The sequence below is a fragment of the Candidatus Poriferisodalis sp. genome, from assembly GCF_965208895.1.
Lineage (GTDB): Bacteria > Actinomycetota > Acidimicrobiia > Acidimicrobiales > Poriferisodalaceae > Poriferisodalis.
In genome coordinates this window covers 1,038,051-1,060,098 of sequence record NZ_OZ242363.1, presented here as the reverse complement: position 1 = coordinate 1,060,098, position 22,048 = coordinate 1,038,051, and the positions used below count along the sequence as shown (strand labels likewise).

The 22,048-nt window shown below is 67.9% G+C and carries 18 protein-coding genes and 1 riboswitch; of the genes, 11 read left to right on the top strand and 7 right to left on the bottom strand.

The window, feature by feature from the left end:
* Positions 1 to 143: 143 nt before the first annotated feature.
* The 5 genes from ACOGJB_RS04785 to ACOGJB_RS04765 all read right to left on the bottom strand — a co-directional run bounded on the left by ACOGJB_RS04785 (position 144) and on the right by ACOGJB_RS04765 (position 6,084).
* On the bottom strand, positions 144 to 1,856 hold the full coding sequence (locus tag ACOGJB_RS04785) for an IS1634 family transposase (RefSeq protein WP_419839672.1): 1,713 nt from the start codon (positions 1,854 to 1,856) through the stop codon (positions 144 to 146).
* Between the two features lie 200 nt (positions 1,857 to 2,056).
* Positions 2,057 to 2,422, bottom strand: a complete 366-nt coding sequence (locus ACOGJB_RS04780; protein ID WP_419839671.1) for a hypothetical protein — start codon at positions 2,420 to 2,422, stop codon at positions 2,057 to 2,059.
* Positions 2,423 to 2,445: 23 nt separating this feature from the next.
* On the bottom strand, positions 2,446 to 2,805 hold the full coding sequence (locus ACOGJB_RS04775) for a DUF5678 domain-containing protein (protein ID WP_419839670.1): 360 nt from the start codon (positions 2,803 to 2,805) through the stop codon (positions 2,446 to 2,448).
* A 478-nt stretch (positions 2,806 to 3,283) separates the two neighbouring features.
* On the bottom strand, positions 3,284 to 4,708 hold the full coding sequence (locus tag ACOGJB_RS04770) for an ATP-binding protein (protein WP_419839669.1): 1,425 nt from the start codon (positions 4,706 to 4,708) through the stop codon (positions 3,284 to 3,286).
* An 86-nt stretch (positions 4,709 to 4,794) separates the two neighbouring features.
* Positions 4,795 to 6,084 carry a serpin family protein gene (locus ACOGJB_RS04765; RefSeq protein WP_419839668.1) on the bottom strand — a complete coding sequence of 430 codons (1,290 nt, stop codon included), beginning with the start codon at positions 6,082 to 6,084 and terminating at the stop codon, positions 4,795 to 4,797.
* 366 nt (positions 6,085 to 6,450) lie between these two features.
* Between ACOGJB_RS04765 and ACOGJB_RS04760 the strand changes: the two genes are divergently transcribed.
* From ACOGJB_RS04760 to ACOGJB_RS04740, 5 genes are all read left to right on the top strand, one after another.
* Entirely contained in the window at positions 6,451 to 7,845 is a 1,395-nt protein-coding gene (locus ACOGJB_RS04760; protein WP_419839667.1) for an ATP-binding protein, read from the top strand.
* A 130-nt stretch (positions 7,846 to 7,975) separates the two neighbouring features.
* A complete protein-coding gene (locus tag ACOGJB_RS04755; RefSeq protein ID WP_419839666.1) occupies positions 7,976 to 9,178 on the top strand; it encodes a CaiB/BaiF CoA transferase family protein in 1,203 nt (400 codons plus the stop codon).
* A 198-nt stretch (positions 9,179 to 9,376) separates the two neighbouring features.
* Entirely contained in the window at positions 9,377 to 10,444 is a 1,068-nt protein-coding gene (locus ACOGJB_RS04750) for a 6-phosphofructokinase (protein ID WP_419839665.1), read from the top strand.
* 144 nt (positions 10,445 to 10,588) lie between these two features.
* Positions 10,589 to 10,697: riboswitch (TPP riboswitch) on the top strand.
* A complete protein-coding gene (locus ACOGJB_RS04745) occupies positions 10,685 to 11,821 on the top strand; it encodes a thiamine ABC transporter substrate-binding protein (RefSeq protein WP_419839664.1) in 1,137 nt (378 codons plus the stop codon). It overlaps the preceding riboswitch by 13 nt.
* A gap of 115 nt (positions 11,822 to 11,936) precedes the next feature.
* Positions 11,937 to 13,658 carry an ABC transporter permease gene (locus ACOGJB_RS04740; RefSeq protein WP_419840684.1) on the top strand — a complete coding sequence of 574 codons (1,722 nt, stop codon included), beginning with the start codon at positions 11,937 to 11,939 and terminating at the stop codon, positions 13,656 to 13,658.
* A 14-nt stretch (positions 13,659 to 13,672) separates the two neighbouring features.
* Here the strand turns inward: ACOGJB_RS04740 and ACOGJB_RS04735 are convergent, their stop codons facing one another.
* Together ACOGJB_RS04735 and ACOGJB_RS04730 are read right to left on the bottom strand one after the other, a co-directional pair.
* The gene (locus ACOGJB_RS04735; RefSeq protein WP_419839663.1) at positions 13,673 to 14,101 is read right to left on the bottom strand and encodes a hypothetical protein; all 429 of its coding nucleotides are present in this window, start codon (positions 14,099 to 14,101) and stop codon (positions 13,673 to 13,675) included.
* 140 nt (positions 14,102 to 14,241) lie between these two features.
* The gene (locus ACOGJB_RS04730; RefSeq protein WP_419839662.1) at positions 14,242 to 16,368 is read right to left on the bottom strand and encodes an acetoacetate--CoA ligase; all 2,127 of its coding nucleotides are present in this window, start codon (positions 16,366 to 16,368) and stop codon (positions 14,242 to 14,244) included.
* Positions 16,369 to 16,527: 159 nt separating this feature from the next.
* Between ACOGJB_RS04730 and ACOGJB_RS04725 the strand changes: the two genes are divergently transcribed.
* The 6 genes from ACOGJB_RS04725 to ACOGJB_RS04700 all read left to right on the top strand — a co-directional run bounded on the left by ACOGJB_RS04725 (position 16,528) and on the right by ACOGJB_RS04700 (position 21,913).
* Positions 16,528 to 17,307, top strand: a complete 780-nt coding sequence (locus ACOGJB_RS04725) for a TIGR03084 family metal-binding protein (protein ID WP_419839661.1) — start codon at positions 16,528 to 16,530, stop codon at positions 17,305 to 17,307.
* Between the two features lie 13 nt (positions 17,308 to 17,320).
* Positions 17,321 to 18,016, top strand: a complete 696-nt coding sequence (gene coaE, locus ACOGJB_RS04720; protein WP_419839660.1) for a dephospho-CoA kinase — start codon at positions 17,321 to 17,323, stop codon at positions 18,014 to 18,016.
* Positions 18,013 to 18,963, top strand: coding sequence for a hypothetical protein (locus ACOGJB_RS04715; RefSeq protein ID WP_419839659.1), 951 nt, complete (start codon positions 18,013 to 18,015; stop codon positions 18,961 to 18,963). The genes coaE and ACOGJB_RS04715 overlap by 4 nt, the downstream gene beginning before the upstream one ends.
* A gap of 107 nt (positions 18,964 to 19,070) precedes the next feature.
* Entirely contained in the window at positions 19,071 to 19,988 is a 918-nt protein-coding gene (locus ACOGJB_RS04710) for an HAD family hydrolase (protein ID WP_419839658.1), read from the top strand.
* Complete coding sequence (locus ACOGJB_RS04705; RefSeq protein WP_419839657.1) at positions 19,981 to 20,517, top strand: hypothetical protein; 537 nt, start codon at positions 19,981 to 19,983, stop codon at positions 20,515 to 20,517. The genes ACOGJB_RS04710 and ACOGJB_RS04705 overlap by 8 nt, the downstream gene beginning before the upstream one ends.
* A 118-nt stretch (positions 20,518 to 20,635) precedes the next feature.
* Positions 20,636 to 21,913: an acyl-CoA dehydrogenase family protein gene (locus ACOGJB_RS04700; protein ID WP_419839656.1), complete on the top strand. Its 1,278-nt coding sequence runs from the start codon at positions 20,636 to 20,638 to the stop codon at positions 21,911 to 21,913.
* Positions 21,914 to 22,048 lie beyond the last annotated feature (135 nt).

The window sequence follows — 22,048 nt, the reverse complement described above, 5'->3', positions numbered from 1 at the left end:
GCGACGCAACGCCATTCTCGGTGCCCCTGCGTGTGAGACATGGTTGTCAGACCCGAGTTTGGCGCGTGTTTTGCGTTTGTGCTGGTCAGCGGGGGCGCGGCGGACCGGTGTTTCCACTACATCGTCTCGGCAGGTGGGGTGTGTCAGCCGATGCGGGCTTTGTCCCAGTGGCGGGTGGGGGTCGCGGTGGCGGCGAGGATCTGTGTTTGCAGCGGGCTGCGGCGGGTGGTGAGGGTGACGGGTTTGGCGTCGGCGGTGAGGCGGACTTCGCGTATGCGGTCGAGTTCGCGCAGGGCTCGGGCGGCGGTGAGGTGCTGGCCGTCCAGGTCGGGGTCTTCGATTCGGGCTGTTTTGAGGTCGCGTGTGATGATGGTCTCCGCGACGGCGGCGTAGACGCATACCGCGATGTGGCCGCGGACGCGTTGTTCGGTCCAGTGCCGGATGGGGCGCAGCCGCAGGAAGTCCTTGAGGGTCCGGAAGCGGGCTTCGACGTCTGCGAGCTGCCGATAGGCGGCCACCACGCGCTCGATGGATGCTTGGTCTGGGGTGAGGCTGGTGGTGAGCACGTAGCGGCCAGCGAGCAGCTCCTCATAGGCGTGGGCGTCTTCGTTGTAGTGGTAGGTGAACCGTCGGTCGCCGATGTCGAGGTCGAACAGACGCGGCACACCGCTTTGGCCGATGATGCGCTGCGCGGCGCGTCCGATCTTCGCGGGATCGGTGAGCCGTCCCGCGCGGACGCGTTCTTCGAGAGCGAGCAGCGCTGTTTCGGTTCGGGCGACGAGCTCGGCGGTTCGGCGGGTGTCGCGTCTCATCCGGGCGTCTGACTCCACGACTATTGCGCGGGTGCCGTCAGCCAGGACGGCCTGCGCAGCACGGCACCTCAAGCCGGGCACCTCTGCCCATTCGGTGTCGTCGTCGACGGTCTCGAGGGCTTCGCGGCATGTCTTGTCTCGGTGCAGGCGGGTGGCCAAAACGTGGTCGCAGCCGGCCTGGGCGACAGCGGCGACGTTGTCCGCGGAGATCAGGCCGCGGTCAGCGACCACACAGATCCGGCCCGCCGCGAACCGCTCGGTCAGGTCCGCGAGCACGCTGGGCAGGGTGGACGCGTCGGCGGTGTTGCCGGCGAACACGTGATGCGCGATCGGGATCCCGTCGCCGGTGCACAACAGGCCGATCACGATCTGAGGACGGTCGGGGCGGCGGTCACGCGAATAGCCGAACCGCTTCGACTCGAACCTCTCAGAAGGACTCGTTGCGCCCTCCAGATAGGTCGACGTCAGGTCGTAGCACACGAATTTCAGGTCGATGTTGGTCAGGTCGCACAGCAGTGCGAACAAGAACTCCTCGGTGCCCTCTTTGAGGTCCGCGACGATGTCGAGGGCCCGGTAGTACTGCCACGTCGACGGCGCCTCCCAGCCCTGGGGCATGACCACATCGGATTGTGCCCACTCGCCAAGCCTCCGCTTGGAGCACGGCGCGACCAGACGGTTCGCGGCCATCGCGAACACCGCGTCGCCGAACCGGGCCGCGTCGCGCTCGGCTCCCGCAGCCGCGAACCAGCCGTCGAGGCCGAGGCGCTGCCACACCGCAGCGGCGCACGCAACCCCGCCCACCGCAGGCGCCGCCTCCGCCGACAGCTCGGCCACGTCGACGCGTTCGGCCGCTTCGGTCTCGAGGTGCTTTTGCAGTGCAGCGACGATGCGGTCCAGCCGGCCCGAGCGGCGCAAAGCAGTGACCTCGCCGAGGCGCAGCAGCGTGCGATGACGGGTCTTGGCGCCGTCTCGCACCGACTCCACCAACGACAAATACTCGTACGTCTTGTCGCCCCTGCGACGCCGCGTCGTCTTCACGAACATACCCGCACCATAGCGCGCAAGCACCGCCGCAGACGGCAATGTGTCGCCCCTACATTTCTGTCACGAAACACCCCCGCAGAACACAAAACCGCAGGTCACAGCCCTGACACCCACCAAAACCCGCCCCGAGGCGCCAAATTCGGGTCAGATCGCGTTCGGCGAGTGGCGCTGACAACGATGTCGAGAGCGCCGGTTCGCTCCTAGGTCGGCCATTCAAGAGCGAGGCGGTCGGCCGGCATGTCGAAGTCCAGCCGGGCGACGCTCAGGATGTCGCGTCCGAGCAACGACGGGACCCGAGCCGTCGTATCGTCCAATGCGATCTTGGCGTGGATGAGTTCCAGCAGCAAACCGTTGTTCTCGGTGCGGAAGTAGAACTCTGCGTCCTCGGTGCCGTACTGGACGGGCGCGCCGGCGATCCCCGACGCGTCGCTCTGTCCAGCGAACGTCGTGTGTTCGGGGAGCGGCTTGCCGTTGGCGTCGCGCAGTCTCTTGCGGTCGGCCCAGTGGATGGATGTGGCGTCCGCGCCGGTGTCCACCAGCAGGCGCATGTCGGCGAAGACGCGCAAGCGAGGAAAGTGAACGCGCGCAATTACATACGGGCGTCGCCTCGTTCCGCTGAACGCGCCCTCCACGCGGCGCATCGGCTCCCTTCGACAAGCAGCCAGGTGGAGTCCTCGACGCCTGCGTGGTGAAGCACGGCACCGCTGACGTCCTCATCGGCCTCACGGAGTTCTGCCAATACGTCGTCCGCAGTGTCTCCGTGCGCTACGACCCGCAAGTGCACGATTCCGATCCACTGATCCGGATACTGCTCCTTCAAGCGCTCGCGGTTGTTCTCCAGGTATTCCTGATCGGCCTTGAACCGGCGTTCGCCTTCAAGGATGGCTTCCAGGCCGCCAACGGACGCGGCCATCTCGCGAACCCGATCCTCGGAAACGACGGTGCTCACCTGATCTCACCTCCGGATCGAGACAGCAGGCAAGGATGGTGCCAGCTAACCCACGCGCGACCGAGCAATGCCTGATGTTGGTCTGTGCGTTGCCTGTCGCACAACACGAGTTTACCGAGGGCACGGTCCGCGCTACGGCCAGAGCTGGGATCTTCGAGACCGCAGCAATTTCGGGAACCTGACCTGCGCTTTCGCGAATCCCGGTGAGCACTCCAAATGCAAGACCGATCTGGGTTCCCCCAGGATTTAGGAGGCGTGCTCTACGAATAACACGGGAGCTGTTCCTGAGACAAGAAGATGGTTCGATCCGGAGTTCCGTGCCGGTGCGGCTGCGGCGACGCAGTGACCTGCGGGCTGCTGTTTCGCCGAGCGGCGGCAGGCACGAGTCGGCGCCGACTCGGCTTGATGCATCTCCTGCACAGCAGTACCACTCGCAGCGTGGAGGCCGGAGAGCGCGAGTCGAATAGTCCGCTGTGAATCAACCGAGTGGGTTTCGCACCCTCCAGAAGGCCTGCGGATCAGTGCGTGATTGGCCCACCCACTCGATGAGGCCCAGGTCTCGGAGCCGGCGCAGGTCCCCGAGCACCGCAGGACGGGACCGGCCGCTCGCATCGACCGCATCGCCGGTGGACAGCCCGTCATGGGCGCGCAGCAGGGTGAGAAGCTGCTTCTGCGGCGCGGTGAGCTGCTGCTCGAGTTCCACGTTCACCGTGAAGCTCGACAGCGTGAGCTGTACCGATGTCGATGTCTGGGTGTAGGTGGGGTCGGCGAGCCCGGCGCCTCGCATCTCGTCGAATATGCGCCTGATTCCCTCGCCGAGTTCCTGTCCGTAGCGCAGCTCGGCGCACACGCGGGCGATCCGCGGATTCTGGGCAAAGCGCATGACCTCGCGCGGATCGCCGAGGTCGGACAGGCCGGGAAAGCGCCCTGGGCTGTGAACCTCGATCCGATCGTCGAAAATCTCGAAGCGAATGTGGTCGCCCCCGTAGCTGTAGGAGCGATGAACCACCGCGTTCACCAAGCCTTCGAGCCACGCATCTGCGGGAATAATCGGCATGTCCACAAAGCGTCCGCCGCGCCCCAATGCGCGTCGAGTCGGGACTAGGCGCGCTGCGGTCTCTCGCGCCGCTTCGAGCTGGTGTGGCAGCGGTCCGTCGATGCGCACGTCGTCGACCATCTGCTGGCGACTCCCCGTTCCTCGTTCACGGCCGCGGTAGCGCACGATGCGAACGTCTGCATGAGGCAGCCAGGTCTGCGGTGCCCGGGCGAACAGCAACGCGGCGGCAACGGTGACCGTGCCGCCGTCAGTCACGAGTCCTCGGGCGGTCAGGAGCCGCCGGACGTCCGAAGAGCCTGTCGCCTGCGCATATTCATCAAGAAGCGCCGCATCGAGGTGCTCGATGCGCAGGTCGGGCAGCGGTGTCGCCTCGTAGGCCGCTTGCCCCTTGTCGGCCAGCAGCTCACGGCGCTGGTCAAAGCGCAGCTTGCGCGTTTCATCGCCGACTCGCAAAAACGCGGTGTCGTCGGTGGTGGTGTGCACAACGCCGGATGCCTGAATGCGTATGACGAGCAGTTGGTCCTGCTCGCCGCGGTGATTGATGCACTCCACGAGCCGGGCCTCGCACGGGACAGTCGGCATCGTGAAGTCCATGGCGGCCTGCTGCCAGCCGGACAGCCACTTGGGCCCCGCAGCATTGATGCCCTCCACCCGTCCGTCCCCGAGTCCGACGACGATGGTTCCGCCGTCAGCATTGGCGAATCCCACGAGCACCTCGCTGAGCTGTCGCGCCCCGAGCCGCGGGCCTTTGCGGTCGAACCACTGGTCTTCGGCCAACTGGAGCAGCAGCGCTCCGCGCAATCGCACCTCGGCGGCCAAGGCGAGGTCGGCGGTCCTGGCTGTCATGGTCAGGCTCCCGATGTCGTGTCCCCTGCTCTAATCTACTCTTAAAGATTTAGAGTAGATTAGAGCAGGCCCGACACCCGAACCGCTCACGCGGGGTTGGTGAGGCGGCCGACGAAGAGGATGGCCTGGGTGTCGTTGTGGATGATCGCCCACAGGAACGGGCGGTCGGCGACGACGGTCAGGTCGGGCGGCGGAGGCATCGACATGTCGCCCTCAATTACCGTCGCTGCTGCGGCTTCGGTGCCCTTCTCGTCGACGATCACCTTGGCGCCGTGCAGCGCTGCGGTGATGAAGATGCCCGGAGCGATGCCGTCGAACCCGGCGCCGGCGCAGAAGCCCCGCGGGCACAGCCACTCGAACAGGTCGGCGGGCGGAAGCGTCTGTTCCCACTTAGGCATAGTGAGGTCGACCGTGCCTGTTCGGGCAATCCCGCTCAGATCGGCCAATGCCGCTGCGTCGAGTGAGGCCTCGACGGCCGCGAGGCCGTCAGACTCATGCGGGACGATGAGCCACATGGCCAGCTCGCGGCGAACGTAGGGCAGCTCCACCGCGTCGGCGCCCTCCAGTTGGACGTAACGGCGGATGATCGCTTCGTCGTCGCGCATGAACGGCACGGTCACCTGCTGGCCAATGCCGGTTGTGAAAGTGCCGTCGCGGGTGAGATCTGCCCAGAAAGGCGTGCGCCAGTCGGCCTTGAGGTACACGGTGTTCACCAGGACCAGTTCTTGGTCTTGCACTGCGGCCTGGTTGACGATCACAGGGATGAGGCCGCGGGTGCGCCCCGACACCCAGTCGTTGATGACGCCAGCCGCAGCGTCGCCGTCGGCGGTGTCGACTGGCTGGATGGTCGCTCCGTAGTGCGCCGCTGCGGTCTCCAAGAACTCGGGCCGCGGCGAGAAGCCATCGTCGGGGAAGAGACGGTTAGCCACCTCCACGATGTTCGGTTCCGCCGAGGCCTCGGACAGCGAGAGATCCACGGCGTTGGCGGCGCCGTGGTTGCCCTGTTCGGGAAACCCGAAGATCTCATCGAGCACCGCGGCGGTGTCTGCCGACGCCCCGGCCCGGCTCAGGCTGAATGCGACGCCGATGCTCAGCGGGCTGGACACAGCGTTGCCCCCCAAGTGCCGGTGGAAGTCCCAACCGGCCGCGTTCACCCCGGCGACCCACTCGGCCATCGGCGACTCGGAATCAACCGCCAGACGGTCAGTGACCGGTTCGAACGCTGGGGGGACAGCGGGCTCAGCAGCGAGCGTGCCGGAGGACTTCGCCGGGGTGGCGCCTGACCCGTTGGCGGCGGGAACGTTGGAGTCCGCCGAGGTGCCACAGGCCGCCACCACGAAGGACAACACGACCAGGAGTGCGAGCAACCTGTTCACGCCAATTCGACGCTACAGCGGCCCGTCGGGTTCCCGAAGACGCTGACAAGCAGTTCATGCTCGCATGCCGAGGCGTCGCGAGAAGTACCCACCCAGCCAGATGACTTCGGAGGGCCGAGCGACGCTGGCCGCTGGAGCTGCACGGTGCTGCAAGCAGGCGAGTCGGTCACGCTGCGCGGCTAGACCATCACCGTCACAGTCGACGACAGCGCAACCCACGCCATCACCATTTCCCGCAGCGACTGAATCAACCCTCCGACAGCGACACTTCTGCAACCATCTCGGCATCCTTCGGCCAGCCTCATTCTCCTTTTTTCGAGGCGAATTTGGTGATAATTTCTCCTTTTGAAAAGGAGAAACTGCGTCATGGCATCATCGTCGGACGACGACTGGAAGCGAACGGCCGCGGCGCAGGCGCCTTCGTCGCAACTTCGCCACACCTTCTTCGCTCGGCTGGAGGAGGTGCGCCGGCCCGCCGCGCTCACCCCGCGTCGCATCAGCGGGCGGACGGTGTTCGCCGGCAAGGCAACTGCCGTGATCGGCATGCGCCGGGCGGGCAAGACGACGTATCTGCACCAGCTGCGCGCCGAACGCACCGACGCCGGCGTCCCGGCCGAGCTCCTTCCTTTTGTCTCCTTGGAGGACGAACGCCTCGGGGGACTCGAAGCGCCGACGCTGGGCGCGCTGATCGACGAGTACACCGATCGGCATCGAGCCACTGCGTTGGAGAGGGCACACACTCCGATGTGCTGGTTCCTCGACGAGATCCAGGTCGTGCCGGGATGGGAACGGCTCGTGCGGCGATTGCTCGATGCCGACGGCGCTGAGGTGTTCCTCTCAGGTTCCTCGGCGGCCTTGCTGTCTCGCGAAATCGCTACCGAGCTCCGGGGCAGGGCATGGCAGGTCCTCATGCATCCGTTCGGTTTCGACGAGGCATTGCGGCATCGAGGCGCAACGCTGCCTGAGTCCCCCCGATTGATGCGCCGCGCTGAGCGTGCGGATGTCGAGACAGCGTTCGTCGAGTGGCTCGAGACCGGCGGCTTCCCGGAGGCACAGGGATTGGACCTCGCGACACGGCGGCGCTTGCTGACCGATTATGTGGACGTCGCCCTGCTGAGGGACGTGATCGATCGTCACGGGGCGACCAATGTGGTCGGGCTGCGATGGCTGGCACGTCAGCTGCTGGCCAACGCCGGTGCAATGTTCAGCGTCGAGAAGTTCCATCGATCGCTGCGTTCTGGGGGCATCGCGATTGCGCGAGACACCGTGCATCAGCATCTGAGCTGGCTTGAGGACAGCTTCTTGGTGCGGACGGTGTGGATGGAGGCCGCATCAGAACGGCAGCGGATGGTCAACCCCCGCAAGGCGTACCCGGTCGATTCGGGCCTCATCGCAGTCTTTGACCGCACAGGGCGGGCGAACACGGGTCATGCCCTCGAGACGGCAGTCCTGATCGAATTGGAGCGTCGCGGCAGCGAGGTCACCTACTTCCGAACGCCCGAAGGCTTCGAGGTTGACTTCTTGGCGCGCCATCTCGACGGGACCACCGAGCTCATCCAGGTATGCGCGGACGCCACCGAAGCGGGCACGGCCGCGCGGGAGTTCCGTGCTCTCGCTGCAGCGGGGCAGGCATTCCCAGCTGCTGAACAGACCTTGCTCACGCTCGACCACCGAGCCCTTCCCGACCAGGTGCCCACCGGCGTGCATGCTCAACCCGCCTACGAGTGGATCCTGAACGCCGCGGTCGAGCCGGCGTGCTAGTGCCAGCGAAGACTGGGATGCTGGCGCCGGCCGCTCGCGCCGTTGGCAGGTGCAGCGCTGTTGCGCGTCGCGTTGCCGTGCCTCATCGCTGAGCGTGCGCCGCGTGAGCCGTGCCAGAATTCGCGGCGCTATGTCAGACGCACACCAAGGCGCAGCGGGGGAGCGGCCGCTCGACGGCATCCGGGTGCTGGACTTCACCCGTGTGGTGGCGGGGCCGCTGGCCACGCGGATGATGGCCGACCTGGGGGCCGAGGTCATCAAGATCGAGCCGACCGACGGCGACCTCAGCCGCACCTTCCCGCCCTATGTGCCCGGCGATGTCAACCCGTACTTCTCCCAGCAGAACGCCGGCAAGCGCTTCTGCTCGATCGACCTGCGTGCACCTGGAGCCACCGATCTGGTGCGTGAGCTCATCGGCCGCTGCGACGCCGTGGTGGAGAACTACCGCCCGGGCGTGATGGCCAAGTTCGGCCTGGGCGCGGAGGAGATGTGCGCCGCTCACCCGGCGCTCGTGTACTGCTCGATCACGGGCTTCGGCCAGACCGGGCCGTGGGCCAACAAGCGTGCCTATGCACCCGTCGGCCACATGGAATCGGGCTACATCGACTACGCCATGCGCGAGACCGGCGCCCAACCCCAGAATCCGCCGTTGGTGGTGGGCGACATCGTGACCGCCATGTCGGCCGCCGCGACCGTCAACGCGATGCTGGTCAAGGCGGCGCGTACGGGCCGCGGCGGCCACATCGACGTCTGCATGGTCGAAGCGATGGTGTACATCCAGGAATGGTCGGCGCTGGAGCTGGCCGGCGGCTGGGAAGGGCCCAATGCCGGTCTCGCCCACGAGTGCCCGATCCTGGTGCTGCCCGACGGGCGGGTGTGGGCCATCGCCGGCAACCCCGCAGCGTGGTTCGACGACCTGCTCAAAGCCATGGGCCGGCCCGAGCTGGCCGACGACCCTCGATTCGCCACGCCTGCCGCACGCATGGCCAACCGCTACGAGCTGTACGACGAGATGACCCAGTGGGCGGCGGGCTTTGCCGACGTGGAGGCTTTCCGGCGCACCATCGAGGCCGGCACTCCGTTCAGCGTGGCCGAGATGCGCTCGCTCACTGAGCTGGCGGAGACCGACTGGGCCGCGCATCGCGGGCTGCTGGCCGAGACTGCCTCGGGCTTCAAGGTTCCCGCGCGCCCCGCGCTCGGCTCGGGCATCGGCACCGACGGCCATGTCGCCGCCCGCGGCGCGGACAACCGCGATGTCATCGGCGAGCTACTCGGGTACCGGGACGATCGGCTCGACCAGCTCGAATCAGCCGGCGTGCTCGTCACCGCCTGAGTCCGGTCGTGCTGTGCCCAGCACCCTCCGTCGCGATGCGCCCGCTCACGGGCGTGCTGGCTGTGACGGCATTGGTGTGCGAGTCTCGGGCCGCTCTCGTTCTTGGCACAAAAGTGTTCGCTATGCGACGATTCTTGTGCCAAGAAGTGCAGCGTGCCCGTAAGCGGAGGTATCGGGGCGCGCCAGTAGCGTGAGCCCGTGCAGATCGGGGTGCTCACCGGCGGCGGCGACTGTGCCGGGCTGAATGCGGCACTCCGGGCGGTGGTGCGCATGGCCGGCCACGAGCTCGACCGCAACGTCGTCGGCTACCGGCGGGGCTGGAACGGCGTGCTCGAGGGCGACACCGTCACGCTGGATGCCGAGGCGATGCGCGGGGTGCTGCCGCGAGGCGGCACGATGCTCGGGACATCTCGCAGCAGCCGTCGGCTGGAGACCGAGGGCCCGACGCCGCTGATCGCGCAGCTCGAGCGCGACGGCGTCGAGGCGCTGGTGACGATCGGCGGCGACGGAACGCTGATCACCGCCGGTCGACTGGCCGATGCCGGATTCCCGGTGGTCGCGGTGCCCAAGACCATCGACAACGACGTGTGCGGCACCGACATCTGCATCGGCTTCGACACTGCGCTGGGCGTCGCCACCGAGGCGGTCGACCGGCTGCACACCACGGCCGAGTCGCACAACCGGATCATGGTGCTCGAGGTCATGGGACGCGACGCCGGACACATCGCGGCCGGTGCAGGCATCGCCGGGGGCGCGGCGGCCGTCCTGGTCCCCGAGGTGCCCTTCAATATCGACGAGATTGCCGAGCGCCTGATCGCCCGTCATGACCGTGATCGCAATGCGTCGATCGTGGTGGTGGCCGAAGGCGCCATTCCCGACAGCAGCGTCGAGACCCCCGACACGGGATCCGACGAATGGGGCAATCGCGTCCTGGACGGCATGGGGCAGTTCGTCGGCGACCTGCTGGCGGAACGAACCGGGTTCGACACTCGCACGACAGTGCTGGGCTACATCCAGCGGGGCGGGCCGCCCACGCCGGCGGACCGGCTGCTGGGCAGCCGGCTCGGCGCGCGAGCCGTGGAGGTGCTCATGGAGGGGCAGTCGGGCTGCCTGGTGGGGGTCCACTCCACCGGCATCGCACACCCGCCGCTCGACGAGGTCGCCGGGCGCACCCGCTACCTGAGCGCAGACCAGCTCGAGCTGCTGGATTACATCTCGACGGCGCCGGTGTTGACCCGCCACAGCCCCTCTCGTCGCTGGTTCTGAGCCTGACCGATCACCTGGCTCGACGGAGGCTCGCACGCAGCGAACAGCCACGATGCTGGCCGGCATTGCGTCGGTATCGACCGACCACGCCGCGCACGCAGCGAACAGCCAGCGAAACGACGCCGCGCGGTAGGGTGAGCGCGACAACACACACCGGGGAGCCCGTGGGGCTGAGAGGGCGACAGCAAGGCTGTCGCCGACCCGAGAACCTGATCTGGGTAATGCCAGCGGAGGAAGCACATGACCGAACACCGAATGCGCAGACCGTTTCGTCTCACCGTGGCTGTCGCGGCCACGATGCTGCTCGTCGCGGCATGCGGCGACGGCGACGTCCCCGAGACCGATTTTCCGGCCCCGCCGCCCGAAACAGAGTCTCCGTCGGCGGCCGCTCCCCAAACCGATGAGCCGGCCGAAGAGGCACCGTCGATCGACGGCACGACGGTCACGCTGATCACTCATGACTCGTTCAATCTGTCGGACGGCACGCTCGAGGAGTTCACGGCACAGACCGGTGTGACGGTGGAGCTGCTCGAGGTCGGAGACACCGGCACGCTCGTGGCCGAGGCGATCTTGACCAAGGACGCACCCCTGGGCGACGTGCTGTTCGGCATCGACAACACGTTCCTGCAGCGCGGCCTCGACGCCGGCATCTTCGAGCGGTACGAATCACCGGCGCTCGCCGGCGTGCCCGAGGAATTGCAGCTCGACCCTCGCCACCGGGTCACCCCCGTCGACTACGGCGACGTGTGCGTGAACTACTGGAAAGATGCCGTGCCGTGGGAGCCCGTGACACTCGATGAGCTGGCCTTCCCCGAGTTCGCCGACCAGTTGGTCGTGCAGCATCCCGAGACTTCCTCGCCGGGCTTGGCCTTCCTGCTCGCCACCATTGCCTTCTACGGTGACCGCTGGGAGCTGTACTGGGAGGACTTGCGGGCGAACGGCGTCGCGGTGACTGCTGGCTGGGAAGACGCCTACTACGGGGAGTTCGTTGCCGGCGGCGGCGACCGGTCGGTGGTCGTGTCCTATGCGTCGAGCCCCCCTGCCGAGGTGATCTACGCCGACCCGCCGACCGACACCGCGCCCACGGGGGTCATCACCGACTCGTGCTACCGCCAAGTCGAGTTCGCTGGCATCCTGCGGGGGACCGACAACGAGGCGGGCGCACAGGCGCTCATCGACTTCATGCTGAGCGAGACGTGGCAGAACGACGTGCCGCTCAACATGTTCGTGTATCCCGTCATCGAGAATGCGACGCTCCCGCCCGAATTCGTCGAGCACACCGCAGTGCCCCCGCATCCGCTGATGCTCGACCCGGCCGAGATCGAGGCCAACCGCGACGCGTGGACCGAGCGCTGGGTGGAGATCGTGCTGCGCTAGCCCATGTTCAGACGCACCCCTGCAGGGCTGCAGCGGCACTCAACGTCGGCCAGTGCGAGCAGGGGCAGATACTGAGGCCGTGAACGCTGTGCCCTCCCGAGGGGCTCTGGCCGGCATGCGGTCGCCGCAGCGCATGACGCGACTGGCGGCGCTGGCCGTCTGGGTGCTCGCCGCTGCTGCACCGCTCGCCTTCGTGGCGGTGTTCTTCGCGTACCCGGTGCTCACCGTCATCGGCGACGGGTTCAGCGGCCTCGGCGATGTGCTGGGCCGCTCCGCGATTCGGGGCGTGCTGTGGTTCACGGTCTGGCAGGCGGTGGCCTCCACGGCTCTCACACTGGCCGTCGGCATTCCTGCTGCAGCGGCGTTGGCGCGCCTGAAACCGAGGACGCGACGAATCGCTCGCGCCGTCATCACCGTGCCGTTCGTGCTGCCGACGGTGGTCGTGGCCGGCGCCTTCGAAGCGGTCTTCGATCGCTTCGGCCTCAAAGACGGCGCCCTGCCGCTGCACCACACCGTGTGGGCGATCCTGCTGGCGCACGTCTTCTTCAACTACGCCGTGGTCGTGCGGACGGTCGGATCGTGGTGGGCCGGCCTCGACGGCCGCAACGCCGATGCAGCAGCCGTGCTCGGGGCGACGCCGGTGCGCGCTTTCCGGCACGTCACCTGGCCGCTCTTGCGCCCGGCTGTCGCGGCTGCTGCGGCGGTCACGTTCCTGTTCTCGTTCACCTCGTTCGGGGTGATCCTGATTCTCGGCGGGCCTGCCCGGGCCACGGTCGAAACCGAGATCTACCGTTACGCCATCACCCGGCTCGACTTCGAGACGGCCGCTGCGCTGGCGCTGTGCCAGCTCGTTGCCGTAGCAGCGCTGGTCACGCTGGCAGGCGTAGCCGAGCGGCGCCGGGCGGTCGCTCGGCGGGCACCGGGGCGCACAGCACCGCGGCGCCGGCACGGTGTGATCGCTGTGAATGCCGCAGTCGCGTTCGGGCTGCTGGGCGTGCCGATTCTCACACTGGTGGAGCGGGCGTTTGCGACCGGCGAGGGCTACGGCGTGGCCAATTTCGCTGCGCTCGCGGAACGCGTGCAGATGCTGCCGACTTCCGCGCTTGCGGCACTGCGCCATTCGCTGGGATTCGCCGTGATGGCAACGGCGATCGCCACGGCGGTCGGCTCGCTGGCGTCGGCGGTCGTAGTGGGCAGCCGGCCGAGCACCGCCGGGCGCCACGTCGCCGTCCGGCGAGAGCCCGTGACGTCGCACGGTGCCATGCGCCCTCGGATGCGCGGCGGGCCACACCGCCGGAACGGCACGGCATGGCTGCGGCGCCTCTTCGATATCGGATTGACGCTGCCGCTCGGCGTGTCTGCGGTGACCGTGGGGCTCGGCATGCTGCTGGCGCTGGACACGCCGCCAGTGAACTTCCGCACAGCGTGGTGGATCATCCCCGTCGCTCATGCCCTGGTCGGCACGCCGTTCGTCGTGCGGACGCTGGTGCCGACGCTGCGTTCGATCGACGACCGGCTGCGAGAGGCAGCGTCTGTGCTCGGTGCGTCACCTCTGCGCACCCGCCGCGAGGTCGACGTGCCGATTGCGTCGCGAGCGGTGGCGGTGGGTGCAGCGTTCGCCTTCGCCGCGTCGCTCGGCGAGTTCGGTGCGACGGCGTTCCTGCCGCGGCGACCGGACACGCTGACCGCCCCGCTGGCACTGTTCCGCCTCCTCGGCACGCCGGGTGAGAGCCTGCGCGGTCAGGCGATGGCGCTCGCGGTCGTGCTCATGGCTGCAACAGCAGCATCGGTGCTGATCATCGAAGGATTGCGGCGCACCGACGAGTCGCTGTTCTGAGCTTCCCCGGCGGCTCAGGCTGACTTCCAGAGTCGGTGCCCTTCGATCCACAGCAGCACGGGCAGCGTGGTGTCGATGATGTGCCAGATGGTGCCATTGCCCCCGTGCGCCCACGTGGCAGAGAACCAGTTGGGCATGAAGGCGATGGTCATGACGACCGTGGCTACGAACATGGCGCCGGCGTTGCGATCTCGCGGACTCGCCGATCGCCGCCGCCAGGTCGTGAGCAGCGCCGCCGCCAAGGCGACCGCCATGAACCAGTTCAAGACGAGCCACAGGTCGGTGTTCGCGGGATCGTCAGGGCTGTCGCCCGGCCCGTAGAACGGGTAGACGAAGAAGTTGACTACCACGGCGGCGGCAACCAGTTTGAAGTAGACCGCCACAGGCTTGGCAATAATCATGGGTTGGGGCTCCTCGGTCAGCACGCTCGGTTCCATCACCATGGTGCATGCTGCGATGAGGAAGCGCCAATAGGTGAACACTTGCGATGTTGCACCAGTCGCTTCCCGCTCTTGTTCCCCATCCTCATGCGATTGGGCTCACGGGCCGCTCGGGCCACGGCTTCGCCTATCGGCTCAGCCTCCTATGTGTCCAGTGCGAGATGGTTGGCGAAGTGGGCGAGCGCATCGGGGTCGTCGATGGCCTCGATGTTCGTCACCGAGCGGCCTTCGACGATGTCTCGAATCGCCAGTTCCACGAGCTTGCCCGAACGGGTGCGGGGGATCGCGGGCACTTGGGCGACGACCGCAGGGACATGTCGAGGTGACGCTCCTGAACGGATCTGCGAGCGGATTTTGCCGGTGAGCGAGTCGTCGAGCGTGAGCCCGTCGCGCAGCTTCACGAACAGCACGACCTGAATGTCGCTGCTGGCCGTCGATCCGTCGCCCGCAGGCACTCGCTGGCCGATGACCACGCTCTCGAGCACCTCGTCGACCTGGTCGACCTGCCGGTAGATCTCCGCGGTGCCGATGCGTACTCCACCGGGATTCAACGTCGCGTCGGAGCGTCCGCTGATGATCATCCCGCCGCTCGGGGTCCATTCGGCGAAGTCGCCGTGATGCCACACGCCGTCGAAGCGCTCGAAGTAGGCAGACCGGTAGCGAGCGTTGTCGGCGTCGTCCCAGAAGCGCAGCGGCATAGACACGAATGCGTTGCGGCACACCAGCTCGCCCTGGGAACCCGCCCCGAGCGACGCACCATCGGCAGCCGCCACGTCGACATCGAGGCCGAGCGCAGCCACCTGGATCTCGCCGCAGCGCACCGGACCCGTCGGGTCGCCGATCACGAAGCCGCCGCAGATGTCGGTGCCGCCCGAGAACGAAGCCAGGTGGACGTCGGCCTTCACGTGGGAGTACACCCAGTCGAAACCCTCCGGCGCCAAGGGAGAACCTGTCGAAGAGATCGTGCGCACGGTGTCGAGCGCATGGGTCTGCGCCGGTCGCAGGCCGGCCTTCATGGCGCCTTCGATGAACTTGGCGCTGACGCCGAACAGCGTGACGCCGCAGTGGTCGGCCACGTCGAACAGCCGCGCCGGACCGGGATGGAACGGCGACCCGTCGTAGAGCACCAGCGATGCGCCGCTGGCCAGCCCGGCGACGAGCCAGTTCCACATCATCCAGCCGGTGGTGGTGAAGTACATGACACGATCGCCCGGGCGGACATCGAAGTGCAGGCGCTGCTCGCTCCACAGCTTGAGCAGCGCGCCGCCGGCCCGGTGAACGATGCACTTCGGCTTCCCGGTGGTGCCCGATGAGTACAAGATGTACACGGGCTGGTCGAAGTCGAGCCGTTCGAAGGTGAGATCGTCGCCGGTTGCGGCGCGGTGAGGCGCCAGCCACTCAGCCCACGATGTCGACGATTCCGGCACGTCGCCGGATGACTCGGCCGCGCCGCGGTCGCCGCGCGAACCGGCTGCGCTGCGGCCGGTGCTGGCGTCATCGCTGCGGTCGTAGGGAGCGATGACGAGCCGCCGCAGCGATGCACCCGAGCTCGCCAGGCTGGAGGCCACCTCGACGGCTTTACCTGCGGTGCGGTGGCGCGTGCCGTTGTAGAAGTAGCCATCCACGGCAACCATCACGGTCGGGGAGATCTGGCCGAAGCGGTCGAGCACGCCGTCGATGCCGAAATCGGGGCTGACCGAGGAATACACCGCGCCCAGCGACGCCGCGGCCAAGAACACGATGAGCGCCTCGGGGCCGTTGGGGAGCATGGTGGCGACCCGGTCGCCTACGCCGACCCCGTCAGCCGCCAGCGCCCGTTGGCACGCCGCCACCTCGGCCCGCAGCTCGCCGTGGGTCATGGTCAGCTCGGTCCCGTCCTCGCCGATGAAGGTCAGGGCGGTGTGAGTGGGTGACGGGCCGCCCGCAGATGCCGGCCGCAGGTAGTGCTCGGCGATGTTCAGCCTCGAGCCGGCGAAGAATTCAAGACCAGGCCCTGGCAGGCCATTGCTTCCCCCGCCCGACCCCTCGCCCAGAAATTCGGGGCCCAGCTCGCCGATGCCGTCGCAGAACTCCCACACGGCGCGCCAGAACGCCCCGGGATGGCGCACCGACCACGCGTGCAGTTCCGCGTAGGAGTGGCTGCTGAGCCCCATGCCGACCTGTTCGGCGAACTGCCAGAGTTGGGTCGAGGCGCATCGCGGTGCGTCGGGCCGCCACAGCACGCCTGCGTCGGCGACTGCGGATTTGTCGCTGTCTCGAGAGCTGCTCATCGAGCGCAACATAGTCAGCCGCTGTCACACGCTTTGGTCTGACGGCCCGCTCGGCAAACCCAGCATCGCCCGGGGGCGTGTGGGCGGAGCCCGTTACCAGAGCAGTCGGCGCTGATCGCCACAGAATCGCCTGCAGGGGCGCGGGTAGGGTCCGCACCCATGGACGAGATCTGCGACGACCTTCAGGCAGAAACCGACGCGCTCGGCGATGTGGTCAGCGACCTCAGCGAGGAGCAATGGCACCTGCCCACGCCTGCGGAGGGCTGGGACAGCCGCGAAACGATGGTGCACCTGGGCATGACCGACTGGGTGGCGACGCTGGCTGTCGTCGATCCCGAGCGTTTCGGCGGGTTCACGGCCGCGGCCGAACGGGGCGAGATGGACCTGCACACCGCAGCGGGTTTCGACTTCGCCTCCATGTCGGGAGCGGAGATCTGGGACTGGATGTGCGCCGAGCGCTCCAAGATGCTCGATGCGGTGCGCCCGCTTGACCGCAAAGACCGGATTCCGTGGTTTGGCCCGTCGATGGGCGCCCTGTCGTTCGTGACTGCCCGGCTCATGGAGACGTGGTCGCACGGCCATGACGTGGCCGACACCCACGGTCGGGAATTGCCGCGCACCGATCGGCTGCGTCATGTCGCCCACATCGGTGTGGGCACTCGTGGCTGGAGCTATGCGAACCGGGGCCTCGAGGCGCCAGACGGTCCCGTGCGGGTGGAATTGGATGCCCCGAGCGGGGCTGTGTGGACGTGGGGGCCAGACGACGCTGCCGACAAGGTGAGCGGCGACGCCTATGAGTTCTGCCTGGCAGTGACCCAGCGGCGTTTCCACACCGAGACGGGCCTGTCGGTCACCGGGCCACTGGCGAAGGGGTGGATGGACATCGCCCAAGCCTTCGCCGGCCCGCCCACTGACGCCGAGGGCCGCCGCACAGAGTGACCGGGGTGCTGATGTGCGCGCAGGGTGCGGTGCGGGTGCGCGCTCTGGGTGGCGCGATGCTGATGTGCGTGCGGGGTGCGCCGTGCTGATCGTCGGTTTGACGGGCGGCATCGGCTCCGGCAAGAGCACGGTCGCGCAGCTGCTTGGCGCACACGGCGCAGCAGTCGTGGACGTCGATGCGCTCGGGCGCGAGATCGTTGCCCCAGACGGCTCGGCCGTCGAAGCGGTGCTCGAACGATTCGGCCGCCATCTGGCGGGTCCCGATGGGGGCATCGACCGTGCTGCGCTCGCGGCGATCGTGTTCAACGACCCTGACGAGCTCGCTGCGCTCAACGCGATCAGCCATCCGGCGATCAACGAGCTCCTCGACGAGCGCGTCGGCGCCATCGCCGCCGCCGGTGCCACCGATGTCGTGGTGCTGGACATGGCGGTCCTGGTGGAAAGCACGCTCGGCCGTGACACAGCGTTCCCCTATGAAGTGGTGGTGACAGTGGAGGCGCTGCCCGACGTGCGCATGGAGCGGCTGATCCAGCGGGGTATGTCAACCGATGACGCCAAGGCCCGCCTGGGGTCGCAGGCCACCGACGAACAGCGCAGGGACGCGGCCAACTTCGTCATTCACAACGGCGGTGGCGCCGACGAGCTTGCCGATGCGACGGCTCAGCTCTGGGATGCTCTGCGCCGGCTCGCTGACGAGCGGGCCGCATGAACGCCGAATCGGCGCCGAGCGACCGGTTGAGCGGCGCTGAGGCGGACAGGTCAGGCGGCGACCGCGAGACCGTCGACAATCCGGCGCCCGCCAGCCCGTCGGCGAACAGGCCGGCCCGCTACCCGCCGCAGGATCACATCCTGCGGCACCTGCGCCTCAGCCATCAGATGACGGGCGACGGCACGCTGACGGCCACCATGCCCATCCTCGACGATCTTGCCGACAGGCCCTTGGCCGACGGCGGCTGGCTGCGGCTCGGCGCCGTCGCCACGCTGGTGGATTCGGTGGCGGGGCATCACGCCGTCCTGCAGGTGACGCCCGACTGGTCGGCCACGCTGCACCTGTCGACGGTGCTGGCCGCACGGGCTGAGGGTTCGCTGGCGATCGCCCGTTGCTCGCCGCTGCGGGTCGGCCGGAACCAGGTTGTCACCGAGACGTCGGTGACCGACGAAGCCGGGACCGAGATCGCTCGCTCCACGTGTACCTATGCCCGGCTGCCCCGCCGGGACGACACCCCGGTGGTGGACTCCACGGCCCGGGAGAACACCGTCGACTACCGCGAGGACCACGAGCTGGATCCCCGACCGCCGCTGGACGACTACTTGCGGATCACCCCGGTGCCCGGCGAGGCCCGCATCGAGCTGCCGATGCACAACCGCATCCGCAATTCGTTCGGCTCGCTGCAGGGCGGGGCGTCGATAGTGGTCGCCGAGGTGATGAGCACGCACCTGGCGCAGATGAACGACAGCAGCGGGCGCCCGTCTCGTTGTGTGTTCGCTGACATGCACTACCTGGCGCCTGGCCGCGGTGGGCCATTCCGGGTCGAGGGCGAGGTGCTGGCAAGCACTGGCCACCTTGTGACAACCCGGACACGCATCTTCGAGACCGCCGGCGAGACCGACCGGCTGCTGCAAACCGCAACCGCAACCGCCGAGTACCTGGACTGAGCTCAGGGTCCGGTCCGAGCTCGAGGTACCGAATCCTCCGGGACCTCCGCGCACCGGGCCGAAAAGGCGAGTGACGTGTGTCACACCGGCCCTCTACCGTGCATGCCATGACCACCTCGCCACTTGGCACTTCGGCTCGGCCTCCAGCCGAATTGCCGCGGGTGGCGGCGTTCGACATCGACGGCACGCTCCTGACTCGCCACGGGACGATCACCGAGCGGACCGCCGCTGCGCTCGGGGCGCTTGCTGAAGCCGGCGTCATTACGGCGCTGGCCACCGGCCGGCCGTGGCCGCAGGCAGCTTGGGTCCTGCGCAGGGCGGCGGGGCTGTCGTACGCGGTGTGCCTCAACGGTGCGGTGGTGATGGATGCTGGGGCCGGGGAGCAGATCGCAGACCGGTCCATGACGCACTTCGAGGCCATCGAAGCTGCCGAGATCGCCCGCAAGCTCCTTCCCGCTGTGAGCCTCGGGCTCGACATGGCCGACGGCCGGCACTTGTGGGAGCACAGGTTCGCTCCCCAGATGCCAGCCGACCTGATCGCAGACCTCAGTGAGTCGCGAGTCGCCGACGCCATCGCAGCAGTCGACGGGCCGGTGCTGACCTGGCTCGTTCACGTGCCGGGCATGAGCACGCTCGACATCGTGGACGAGCTCTCGTCACATATGCCGCTGGGCACCGAAATCCGCCCTTCCGGTTTGGACATGGCAGAAATCGCAGCCGCGGGCGTCAGCAAGTCGACCGGCCTCGAGATCGTCTGCCAGCGGTACGGCATTGCAGCTTCCGATGTCGTGGCGTTCGGTGACGGCCTCAACGATGTCGACATGCTGCGGTGGGCGGGCCACGGCGTCGCGATGTCGAACGCTGCGCAGATGGTCCAGGACGCAGCCGACAGCATCGCACCGAGCAACGAAGACGACGGCGTGGCCGTAGTCGTCGAGGCGATGCTGGCCGGGGAGAGCTGGCCCCCAGTCCCGGGCGGCAGTACGTTCGCTGCGACATCGCCGGACGGGGGGCCCGATGGCTGAAGGGGACAGCGGCACGCCAGCGGGTGAACCACCTGCGCGGAACAGCTCTGGTGACAGCAGGTCCAGGCGACCGTCGATATGGGAGCGGATGCGTCGCGGCATGGCCGACCACAACGCGACGGCACCCAGTGGGCCTATGGGTATTCCCGATGCCCCCAAGTCCTCCTCCGATGATCCCGACGCCATCGGCGATGACGCCGCCGGTGGGGACGACGGCCCGACCACCGAGTTGGTGCTCGAGCGCATCCATCACTACCGAGACACCATTCGCAGTTATCAAGTGCTCATCGAGGGTCAGCGCGTCGGACTGATCCGCGACAGCAAATCCGAGAGCTTCGTGCTGCGGCCCGGCAGCTACACACTGAGGTTGCAGCTTCTGTGGATCTTCAGCCCCAAGATCGTCGTGGAGCTGCCGGCGGGAGGGCAGACGCGGATGGTCTGCGGCCCCAACGGCGGGATCTTGCACGCATGGCGGCTGTTCTTCGCCCCGACCACGGCGATCTTCCTGAGGTTTGCCGAGGAGGCGTGACACCTGCTCCGTTTTGCATACGAATCGTGGCACAGGCTCCGTTTTGCGGAGGAAGCGTGACACAGCCTGAGGTTTGCAGACGAATCCTGAGCAGGGGTCGCCGGTAGGGTTCGGCGCCATGAGCGTGCGGCAGGCATCGGCCAGCGCGACCTCGGGTGATGAGCTCAGGTCCGAGCTCGACGCGTGGCTCGCAGACAACTGGGATCCCGGCATCAGCGTGCGGGAGTGGTGGGGTCGCCTCGCCGCAGCGCGACTGTCCAATCCGACGCTGCCCGAGCCGTTCGGTCGGGGCTGGGGGCGCGACGAGACACGCGTGCTGGTCGAAGCCATCCGCGCTGCGGGCGCCATCGGCTCACCGGCGGGCCTGGGCATGCTGCTGGCGGCGCAAACCATCCTTGAGCACGGCACACCCGATCAGATCGAGCGCTTCGTACCGGCCATTCTGAACGGCACCGAGTCGTGGTGCCAGCTGTTCTCCGAGCCTGGCGCCGGCAGCGACCTCGCCGGCCTGCAGACCAAGGCCGTCCGTGATGGCGACGAGTGGATCATCACCGGTCAGAAGGTGTGGACGTCGGAAGGCTCCCACGCAGATCTGGGCATGCTCGTCGCGCGCACCGATCCCGAGTCGCCCAAGCACCGCGGCCTCACCTGGTTCGCCTTCGACATGGCCCAAGACGGCGTGGAAGTGCGCCCCTTGCGCGAGATGACCGGCAGGTCGCTGTTCAACGAGGTGTTCATCGACGGTGCCCGGGTGCCCCACGCAAACATCATCGGCGAACTGAACGACGGCTGGCGCGTGACCAACACGACCCTGATGGTCGAGCGAGCAGGCATCGGCGGCAGCCACGGCCTTGCGTTCGCAGCGGCGCATCCTGGCACGGTCGCCGGTCATCTCGACCGGCCGGCCGGCACCTTCCGCGGCAAGCGGCTCGCGCTGGCGGCCGGGGGAGTGGGCGCAGGCACGTTCAATCAGCTCAGCGAAGAGGCCCGCACCCGCGGCCGTCGCGGCGACCCGGTCGTCCGCCAGGAGCTCGCAGCGCTGCATACCGACCTCGAGGTGATGCGGCTGTCGGCAATGCGCAGCCGGCAAAAGTCTCAGCGCACCGGCGGCGAAGGCAATCTGGCGAAGCTGCGCATGACCGCGGCGCTGCGCCGGGCCCGGTCGCTGGCCAGCACCATTCTCGGCGCCGATATGACCCTGTGGGGCGCCGAAGCGGCCACCGACGGGGTGCTGCAGGAGATGACGGTGTTCTCACCGGCGCCGTCGATCTACGGCGGCACCGACGAGATCCAACGGAACATCCTGGGCGAGCGGGTGCTGGGGCTCCCCAGGGAACCCGGCCCCGATCCGGCCACGCCGTTCCGGGAGCTTCCCCAGAACGCCACGTCGTGGTAGCGCGCCGTGCTGGCAGGACGCGCCAATAGGTGAACCTTCCCGTGTTCGCACCAGCGTCGAGCGCTCGCGTTCGCTGCCGCTCACGGGCCGCTGCGGCCGCGGCTTCGACATTCGGCGCAGGCTCTCAGCTCGAGG

Excerpts from the sequence above, each read along its gene's own strand:
- ACOGJB_RS04730 (WP_419839662.1), bottom strand. The coding sequence starts at position 16,368 with ATGAGCAGCTCTCGAGACAGCGACAAATCCGCAGTCGCCGACGCAGGC.
- ACOGJB_RS04725 (WP_419839661.1), top strand. The coding sequence starts at position 16,528 with ATGGACGAGATCTGCGACGACCTTCAGGCAGAAACCGACGCGCTCGGC.
- ACOGJB_RS04745 (WP_419839664.1), top strand. The coding sequence starts at position 10,685 with ATGACCGAACACCGAATGCGCAGACCGTTTCGTCTCACCGTGGCTGTC.
- ACOGJB_RS04760 (WP_419839667.1), top strand. The coding sequence starts at position 6,451 with ATGGCATCATCGTCGGACGACGACTGGAAGCGAACGGCCGCGGCGCAG.
- ACOGJB_RS04740 (WP_419840684.1), top strand. The coding sequence starts at position 11,937 with ATGCGGTCGCCGCAGCGCATGACGCGACTGGCGGCGCTGGCCGTCTGG.
- ACOGJB_RS04735 (WP_419839663.1), bottom strand. The coding sequence starts at position 14,101 with ATGGTGATGGAACCGAGCGTGCTGACCGAGGAGCCCCAACCCATGATT.
- ACOGJB_RS04705 (WP_419839657.1), top strand. The coding sequence starts at position 19,981 with ATGGCTGAAGGGGACAGCGGCACGCCAGCGGGTGAACCACCTGCGCGG.
- ACOGJB_RS04700 (WP_419839656.1), top strand. The coding sequence starts at position 20,636 with ATGAGCGTGCGGCAGGCATCGGCCAGCGCGACCTCGGGTGATGAGCTC.
- ACOGJB_RS04785 (WP_419839672.1), bottom strand. The coding sequence starts at position 1,856 with ATGTTCGTGAAGACGACGCGGCGTCGCAGGGGCGACAAGACGTACGAG.
- ACOGJB_RS04770 (WP_419839669.1), bottom strand. The coding sequence starts at position 4,708 with ATGACAGCCAGGACCGCCGACCTCGCCTTGGCCGCCGAGGTGCGATTG.
- ACOGJB_RS04710 (WP_419839658.1), top strand. The coding sequence starts at position 19,071 with ATGACCACCTCGCCACTTGGCACTTCGGCTCGGCCTCCAGCCGAATTG.
- ACOGJB_RS04715 (WP_419839659.1), top strand. The coding sequence starts at position 18,013 with ATGAACGCCGAATCGGCGCCGAGCGACCGGTTGAGCGGCGCTGAGGCG.
- ACOGJB_RS04755 (WP_419839666.1), top strand. The coding sequence starts at position 7,976 with ATGTCAGACGCACACCAAGGCGCAGCGGGGGAGCGGCCGCTCGACGGC.